Origin of the sequence: Brevundimonas sp., assembly GCF_031082345.1 — a bacterium.
Lineage (GTDB): Bacteria > Pseudomonadota > Alphaproteobacteria > Caulobacterales > Caulobacteraceae > Brevundimonas.
Genome location: NZ_JAVHLH010000235.1, coordinates 2571 through 4404, shown reverse-complemented (window position 1 = coordinate 4404; position 1834 = coordinate 2571). Strand labels below are relative to the sequence as shown.

2 protein-coding genes are annotated in these 1834 nt (G+C 70.7%); both read left to right on the top strand.

Annotated elements, in window-relative coordinates; all coding sequences use genetic code 11:
- Positions 1-911 (top strand): copper chaperone PCu(A)C (locus tag RDU12_RS12960; protein WP_308684999.1); only part of this gene is annotated, 911 nt, incomplete at its 5' end.
- 47 nt (positions 912-958) lie between these two features.
- Positions 959-1834: DUF2336 domain-containing protein (locus RDU12_RS12955; RefSeq protein ID WP_308684997.1), on the top strand; the 876-nt coding region annotated here is incomplete at its 3' end.

Here is a 1834-nt window from a genome sequence, read left to right as displayed (position 1 = left end):
CCGCGGGTCCCGTCGCCGCCTCCGGCACGGGACCCGCGGCCTATGCGCCGTTTGAACGGATGATCGGCCGGAGCTGGCGCGGGACCGGCACGGACGGCGCCGGCGTCGAGGACATCCAGCGCTGGACCTGGGCCCTTGGCGGCCATGCGGTGCGGGTGGTGCATTCGGTCAACGGCGGGGCCTATGCCGGAGAGACGCTGATCTTCCGCGACAAGGACAGCGGCGACTACATCTTCCACTACTTCACCACCGGCGGGTTCCACACCACGGGGACCATGACGCCCGTGGGGGCGGGCGGTTTCGAGATCGAGGAAACCGTGCACGGCGCGGACGGGATCGAACGTCTGAGGTCCACCACCGCCTTCGGGCCCGACGGGGTCTATCAGGTCCGTTCGAGCACGGAACGGCACGGCCGATGGGTCGAGGTGGGCGGATTCGACTACCGGGAGGACCCGTCGGCCATGCCGGAGATGCCGGCAGCGCCACAGGACGCCGCGGAGGCGCCCGCCTCGGCCGGGCCGCTGGACCTGACCCGGCGGATCGTTCGCGGGGTCGACGAGGCCGGCGGCGACGTGGCCGGCTATGTGCGGATCCGCAACGGCTCGCCCGTGACCGATCAGCTGCTGCGCGTCAGCTGCGTCTGCGCCGAGCGGGTGGAGTTGCACCGCATCCAGCGGGACGGGCCGACGCCCGGGATGGCGGCGGATCCCTCGTGGACCGTGCCGGGGTCGGGCGTGCTAGAGGTGCGTCCCGGCAGCGACCTGCATTTCATGCTGATCGGCTTCGATCCGGCCCGGGCGGTGGACGGCCGGGTGCGGCTGAGACTTGAGTTCGCCGAGTCCGGGGCGGTCGAGGCCGATTTCGCCCTGGTCGAGGACAGCCGGGCGGCCTGGGACCGGTTCGAGCCGTAGCGACCGTCACAGCCGGTTAACCGGGGAGGCTTAACCTTTCCGCCGACATGCCCGAACCCGCTCTCACGTCCGAGGAGGCCGAGCCGCAAGGCGGCTTTCGCGCGCGCCACGCGCTGCTGAAGCGCCTGGCGGACGTGGTCTCGCTGCCGGGCAGCCGGGTCAACGCCTTTGAACGCTCCGTCACCGGGGACCTGCTGGTCGAGATGCTGCGTCTTGCGTCGCACGACGATCGCAAGCGGGTGGCGGCGCGGCTGGCGCCGCTGGCGGAGGTGCCGAACGCCCTGGCGCGGCTGCTGTTGCGTGACGAGCCCGACATCGCGGGCCTGCTGATCGAACAGTGCGCCTCCCTGACCGACGCCGATCTGGTGGCCTGCGCCCGTGACGCCGCGGTCGAGCACCGCTTCCTGATGGCCAGCCGCCGCGGCCTTTCAGAGGTGGTCACCGAAACCCTGATGAGCTTCGGCGAACGCCAGGTGATCGAGGCCGTGCTGAGAAACACCACGGCGCGGCTGAGCCAGGTGGCGGTGGAGGGCGTCGTCAGCCTGAGCCGAACCGAACGCCAGCTGTGCGCCCATCTGCTGAAGCGGCCGGAACTGCGGCCATCCGGGGCCTATGTCATGTTCTGGTGGTGCGACGCGGACGACCGCCGCACCATCCTGCAGAGGTTCGCCGTATCGCGGGAGGTCATGCAGGAGGTCGTCGAGGACGTCTTCGCCATGGCCGCCGAGGAGAATTGGCAGGACCCGGTGTCGCGCAAGGCGCTGCAGTTCATCGAGCGCCGGCAGAGAAACCGGGCGGCGATCGAGAAGAGCCCGTACGGCGGACTGGAGCAGGCCGTGGAAGCCGCCGCCCGCGACGGCCTGACCCGGGAAGTGGCGACGGAGATCGCCTATCTGGCCGGCGTCAAACCCATCACCGGAGCC